This window comes from Streptomyces sp. 150FB, assembly GCF_000818195.1.
Taxonomy (GTDB): Bacteria; Actinomycetota; Actinomycetes; order Streptomycetales; family Streptomycetaceae; genus Streptomyces.
The window spans coordinates 4,685,734-4,692,162 of the sequence record NZ_JTHL01000001.1 but is presented as its reverse complement, the minus strand read 5'-3'; the positions used below and the strand labels follow the sequence as shown (position 1 = coordinate 4,692,162).

Below are 6,429 nucleotides of genomic sequence, written 5' to 3'. Positions count from 1 at the left end.
CGTGCTGGCCGCCGTCGCCGGCACCGTGGCCGTGGCCATGTACGCGGCGAGCGACGACGCCCAGAACAAGGCCGCCTACCAGCCGTCGCTTCCGTACGGCGCGGTCTCCGTCATGATCAACGAGGACGGCGGCCGGGACGTGCCTGCCGCCCGGTCGGCGATCCAGAAGAACCTGCCCGTGGACGTGGAGGCCGACGTCGACCGGATCGTCGTCGGCAACGCGAGCTGTTCGCAGTCCATGGCGAGGGATGCCGGGTGCGGAAGCTACGAGTTGGTCGTCCCCAAGGCCAACCAGTGCCCGCTGTGGAGCGATGACAGCACGCCGGACGGCGTGGATCCGGCAGCCAAGTTCAGCACGGCCGAGCGCCGCAAGCTCGTCGGCGACTGGCGCTGCAAGAGCAGCGACGTCTTCAGCGGCATCGATGTGGCGGTCGGTGACACGAAGCTGCTGAAGGTGCTCGGCATCGACGACCCGACGGCCGGCAAGGCGCTGGCGGCGGGGCAGTTGGTCATCCTCGACAAGAGATACGTCAACAACACCGATAACACTGAAAAAACCGACAACACCGACAACACCGACAAGACCAAGAGCGACAAGGCCGACATCAAGATCGTCGACGACATCGACAAGGAGCAGAAGGCCCGCGACCAGGGGAAGGAGTACCCGGGCGTCGTCAAGCAGTTCACGGCACACCAGATCCCGGCGGACCAGAACCCCTACGGCATCTCGGCGCTGATGTCACCGGCGACGGCCAAGGCCGCCGGCCTCGGCACTGCCCCGGTGGGGGCGTTCTTCTCGACCACGAGCATGCCCACCAGCGCGCAGGAACAGCAGCTCAGCTCCGAACTGGACAAGACAGGAAGCCAGGTCAACCTCCGGATCGAGAAGGGCTACACGAGCAAGAACAACATCGTGCTGCTCGCGCTGTCCGTCTTCGCCGGGCTGATCACCATCGGCGCCGCCGGTATCGCGACCGGTCTCGCCCAGGCCGACGCCGAGGCCGACCTCAAGACACTGGCCGCCGTGGGCGCGCCGACCCGCGTACGCAGGACACTGAGCGGGTTCCAGTGCGGGGTGGTGGCCGTGATGGGTGTGGTGCTCGGCTCGCTGGCGGGCGTCCTGCCCGCGATCGGGCTGCGGCTCACGGACCGCAGGCATCAGATGGCCATGTACGAGAACGCGCTGAACAGCGGCTCGGGCGGCGCGACGCTGCCGTACGTCCCGATCGTCGTGCCGTGGGGGACGCTGGCGGCTCTGCTGATCGCCGTACCGCTGGGCGCGGCGCTGCTGGCGGCCCTGGTCACACGCTCGCGCGGCTCGCTGGCCCGCCGGGCGGAGGCGTGAGCGCCGGGTGAGACGGCCGTGTGCCCCCGTACGACAGGTGCGAACACCTTCGTACGGGGGCACACCGCGTGCCCCATGCGCATGTGCGAGACAATGGACCCATGGACATGCCGAGGAACGAACGGTCGCAGGACAGCCCCCCTGTCCTCGTGGTGGGACAGGACGGGATGGCGCTCGGCGGTGGTGCGGGGGATGACCACCCGCGAGAGATCCCTGTGACGGAAATGGTCGAGCAGCCGGCGAAGGTCATGCGCATCGGCAGCATGATCAAGCAGCTCCTGGAGGAGGTGCGGGCCGCGCCCCTTGACGAGGCGAGCCGGGTACGGCTCAAGGAGATCCACGCCGGCTCCGTGAAGGAGCTGGAGGACGGCCTCGCGCCGGAACTCGTCGAGGAACTGGAGCGGCTCTCGCTTCCCTTCACCGACGAGGCGATCCCCTCGGAGGCTGAGCTGCGGATCGCGCAGGCGCAGCTCGTGGGCTGGCTGGAGGGCCTTTTCCACGGCATCCAGACGGCGCTGTTCGCCCAGCAGATGGCGGCCAGGGCCCAGCTCGAACAGATGCGCCGCGCGCTGCCGCCCGGTTCGGTCCAGGAGGAGGAAGGCGACGAGGGCCAGGGTGGCCACGGCGCGATCCGCTCGGGACCGTACCTCTAGGCCCTTCCGGCGCGGACACCGGCGGCAGGACGACGGAGAGCGGCCCGGCACACCCACCTGGTGGGGGTGCCGGGCCGCTCGCGGCTCAGGGGCGCAGGGGCTCGGCTCAGGCGGCCGAGGGCGCGATCAGCAGGATCTTGCCGAAGTGGGTGCCGGTGTCGAGGGCGCGGTGCGCCTCGGCGGCCTCGGACATCGGCAGGCGCTGGTCCACGGTGGGACGCACGTGTCCGTCGGCGATGAGCGGCCACACGTGCTCGCGTACGGCGGCCACGATCGCCGCCTTCTCGGCGGCCGGACGGGCACGCAGCGAGGTCGCCGTGATGGCTCCGCGCTTGCTCAGCAGGGCGCCGATGTTCAGCTCGGCCTTCACCCCGCCCTGCATGCCGATCACCGCGAGGCGGCCGTTGACGGCCAGGGCCCGCACGTTCTGCTGGAGGTACTTCGCGCCGACGATGTCGAGGATGACATCCGCGCCGGCGCCGTCCGTGGCCTTGTGGATCTCCTCCACGAAGTCCTGGTCGCGGTAGTTGATCAGAATGTCGGCACCCAGCTCGGCGCAGCGCGCCAGCTTCTCGGGGCTGCCTGCGGTGACGGCGACCCGTGCCCCCAGCGCCTTGGCGAGCTGGATCGCGATCGTGCCGATACCGCTCGCGCCGCCGTGCAGCAGCAGCGTCTCACCGGGCCGCAGGTGGGAGATCATGAAGACGTTCGACCAGACGGTGCAGGCCACTTCGGGGAGCGAGGCGGCGACGGCCGTCTCCATGCCGTCGGGTACGGGCAGCAACTGCCCCGACGGGACGGCGACCTTCTCCGCGTACCCGCCGCCGGACAGCAGCGCGCACACCTCGTCCCCGACGGCCCAGCCGGAGACCCCGGCCCCGAGCGCGCTGATCCGCCCCGCGCACTCCAGGCCGGGGTACGGGGAAGCGCCGGGCGGGGGCTCGTAGTGGCCCTGGCGTTGCAACAGATCGGCGCGGTTGACCGCGCTCGCCGCGACGTCGACGAGCACCTCCCCCTCGCCGGGTACGGGGTCTGGCACCTCGGCCCAGACGAGCGCCTCGGGGCCACCGGATTCCGGAATCGTGATCGCATGCATGGCCGTGAGGCTACTCCCCGGCACCGGGCTCCTCCCCGTTAGCACGGTCTCGCGTATGTGGCCGCCAACCAGGCGCGTACACCGAGGGGTTCGGCCTCTCGCACTCCAACTCGGCTGCTCAGCAAAGCCGGTGACGACCCGCGCGGCAGCCCGACGTTGACACCTTCGACAGATAACCGCTATTCATTAGCTAGCCGTTAGGGGGATGCATGCAAGACGTAGTGCTGGCGATGCTCGCCAAGGAGCCGTCGCACGGCTACCACCTGCGTACGTTGCTGCGGCGGGCACTCGGTCCGCTCGGCGAGTCGATGAACGCGGGCCAGGTCTACGTAACCCTCGCCCGGCTGGAAAAAGCGGGACTGGTCGTCCACGAACGGACGGACGGGCCGCCGGACCGCAAGGTGTACGCGCTGACGCCGGCCGGACAGCAGCGGGCAGCCACCTGGCTGACCGAGGTGGACTGGCCGAAGCCGGATCTGGCGGAGTTCCATCTCAAGCTCGCCGCGGCGAGCGCGGCCCGGCTCGCCGACCCGGTGGAGCTGGTGGCCGCCCACCGCCGCGAGCTGATGCGACGCCTGGGTGAGGCGCAGCGCGCGCTGCTGGCCGAGCCGAGCGGCTCGCCCACCGGCCTGCTGCTGGAGGGGGTCGCTCTGCGACTTCAGGCGGACCTGCGCTGGCTGGCGGCCTGCGACCAATTCTGGTCGAAGGTCAGATACGAATCCGAGGACAAATGAACGAGTTCAACGGGGTGCTCCGGGCCCGTGGCCTGTCGAGGAGTCATGGCCGGGGGGAGAGTCTGGTGCGCGCGGTCGACGGCGTCGACCTGGACGTGTTCGCCGGACAGATGCTGGCGGTGATGGGGCCCAGCGGCTGCGGGAAGTCCACGCTGCTGCACCTGCTGGGCGGTCTGGAGCGGCCCACCGAGGGGGAGGTGTGGCTGTCGGGACGGCGCATCGACGACCTGAGCGAGCGCGCTCTCGCCCGGCTGCGACGCCGGTCGGTGGGGTTCGTCTTCCAGGCCTTCCACCTGGTCGAGGAGCTGTCGGCGGCGGAGAACGTGGAGCTGCCCGCGCTGCTGGCCGGGCGCTCGCCGCGGGCGGCCAGGCGCCGCGCGGACGTGCTCCTTGAGCGGGTCGGGCTGGCCGACCGGGGCCGGCATCTGCCCTGGCAGCTCTCCGGGGGACAGCGCCAGCGGGTGGCCATCGCCCGTGCCCTGGCGAACGAGCCGCTGGTGCTGCTGGCCGACGAGCCGACCGGGAATCTGGACACGGCGGCGACCCTCGAAGTGCAGCGGCTCTTCGAGGACCTGCGTGCGGCGGGGCAGACGCTCGTGATCGTCACGCATGACGAGCGGGTCGCCGCCACCGCGGACCGGCTGATATCGATGCGCGACGGCAGACTCGACGACGACACCTGGCTGGCGGGCAGCACCGGGCTGACCGACGGCCTGCTCGGGCTGGGGGGCTGAGCGCCATGGGCCGCATCCTGCTCGTGCTCCGCCTCGTCGTGGCCGACGTACGCCGCCATCCCGTCCAGGCCGCGATCCTCCTGCTCTCGATCACCGTCGCCAGTGCCACGCTGGCCCTGGGCGGCACGATGCTCGGGGCGACGGACGCGCTCTACCGGCAGACGCGTGCCGCGACGGCCGGGCCGGACATGGTCGCGCTCGCGCCCGGCGGCGACCCGGCCACGACCGCTCACCTGAAGACGCTGGAACACGCCCCCGGGGTCGTCGGCCACAACGGACCGTACCTCCGGTACTACACGGAGTTCACCGCGCACGGCTCCACCGCGAAGGTGGTGGCGCAAGGCGCCCCAGCGACACCCGGCCCGATCAATCGTCCGTCGGTGACGTCGGGCTCCTGGATACGCCCCGGGGGCGTCGTGGTCGAACGCGGCTTCGCCAACGCTCTGGGCGTCCACGTCGGCGACCAGGTCACCGTCGCGGGACGCTCACGGCCGGTCGTGGGCACAGCCGTGACCGCCGCCGACCACATCTACCCCTGGGCGGAGATGATCGGTCCGGGCGGCGGGCCGAGCGACCTCGCCGGGCTCGTCTGGCTGAGCGAACCGGATGCCGGGGCGCTGGCCGCCACGGACCTCGAAGTGACCTCCGTCCTTGATCTGAAGCTGCGCGATCCGGACGCGACCCAGGCGTTCACCGATTCCGTCCGTGACCCCCTCCACGCGTCCGCGATCCGGGTGCACACCTTCACCTGGCAGTTCATCGCCGCCCAGGACGACGTGATACTCCAGGGCACCCAGCCCATCCTGGTCGTCGGTAGCTGGCTGCTCAGCTTCCTCGCCATCGCCGGCATGGCCGCGCTGGCCGCGGGACGCGCCGCCAAGCACACCCGCCGGGTGGGACTGCTCAAGGCCGTGGGCGCCACACCCGGCCTTATCGCCGCCGCCCTGCTCGCCGAGTACGTGATCCTGGCACTCGTCGCCGACGCACTGGGACTGACCGCGGCGCATCTGCTGGCGCCCACCGTCATCAACCCCACCGGCAGCCTGATCAGCACCGGCACCGGACTGACCGGCACCACCGTCGCCATCACGACCGCCGTCGCCCTGGCCGTGGCGATGGTCACCACCCTCGGCCCGACCGTGCACGCCCTGCGCACCGAAACCGTCGCCGCGCTGGCCGACACCGCCCGCCGGCCCGTCCAGCGGGCCCGGCTGACCTCGGTGTCCGCGCTGCTGCCTGTCCCGCTCCTGCTCGGGCTGCGCCTGGTCGCCCGCCGGCCCGGTCGTGCCTTCCTCCAGGCGTGCAGCGTCACGGCCACGGGGATCATGACCACCGGCCTGCTGATGATCTTCGCCCAGCCCGTGAAGGCATACGGGCTCGGCTCGACCGAGCTGATCAATCTGAAGGCCGGTCAGGAGCGACATCTGATCGTCGCCGTCACGGCCGCGCTGATCACACTCGCCGCGGTGAACACCCTCACGATCACCTGGACCACGGCACTGGAGGCCCGGCCCACCATGGCCGTCGCCCGCACGCTGGGCGCCACCCCCGGGCAGGTCACGGCCGGACTGTCCACCGCACAACTCCTGCCGACCGTGCCCGGCGCCCTCGTCGGCATCCCGATGGGCATACTCTTCTGCCTGCCCTTCACGGGTGCGGGGACGGTCTACCCGCCCGTGTCGTCGCTGTTCGCCGCAGCGCTCGCCGCCGTACTGGCGACAGCGCTCCTCACCGCCCTGCCCGCCCGCGTCGCGGCCCACCGGTCCGTGGCACAGACCCTCAGCGCCGAAGCGACGTGAGCGCCGCTCCCCACCCCTGACCAGCGGAGACGGGCGCCCGGGAGGACCTGGGACGCTCAGGGAGAACG

General features: G+C 71.2%; 5 protein-coding genes and 1 pseudogene. 5 read left to right on the top strand and 1 reads right to left on the bottom strand.

The window, feature by feature from the left end; genetic code table 11:
* Both QR77_RS20095 and QR77_RS20090 read left to right on the top strand, forming a co-directional pair.
* Positions 1-1,345: pseudogene (locus tag QR77_RS20095) on the top strand (ABC transporter permease); the annotation flags it as partial.
* 101 nt (positions 1,346-1,446) lie between these two features.
* Positions 1,447-1,998 carry a proteasome activator gene (locus QR77_RS20090; RefSeq protein ID WP_063798054.1) on the top strand — a complete coding sequence of 184 codons (552 nt, stop codon included), beginning with the start codon at positions 1,447-1,449 and terminating at the stop codon, positions 1,996-1,998.
* 106 nt (positions 1,999-2,104) lie between these two features.
* Here the strand turns inward: QR77_RS20090 and QR77_RS20085 are convergent, their stop codons facing one another.
* Positions 2,105-3,094: an NAD(P)H-quinone oxidoreductase gene (locus tag QR77_RS20085; RefSeq protein WP_040023418.1), complete on the bottom strand. Its 990-nt coding sequence runs from the start codon at positions 3,092-3,094 to the stop codon at positions 2,105-2,107.
* Positions 3,095-3,303: 209 nt separating this feature from the next.
* Here QR77_RS20085 and QR77_RS20080 point away from each other — a divergent pair, with 209 nt between their 5' ends.
* From QR77_RS20080 to QR77_RS20070, 3 genes are read left to right on the top strand one after another with little or no spacing between them, the layout of a single operon-like run.
* A complete protein-coding gene (locus QR77_RS20080; protein WP_040023417.1) occupies positions 3,304-3,828 on the top strand; it encodes a PadR family transcriptional regulator in 525 nt (174 codons plus the stop codon).
* Positions 3,825-4,562 (top strand): ABC transporter ATP-binding protein, encoded by a 738-nt coding sequence (locus tag QR77_RS20075; RefSeq protein ID WP_040023416.1) that lies wholly within the window; start codon positions 3,825-3,827, stop codon positions 4,560-4,562. Before QR77_RS20080 ends, QR77_RS20075 begins: the two co-directional genes overlap by 4 nt.
* A gap of 5 nt (positions 4,563-4,567) precedes the next feature.
* Entirely contained in the window at positions 4,568-6,361 is a 1,794-nt protein-coding gene (locus tag QR77_RS20070) for an ABC transporter permease (RefSeq protein WP_040023414.1), read from the top strand.
* The last annotated feature ends 68 nt before the right edge of the window (positions 6,362-6,429 follow it).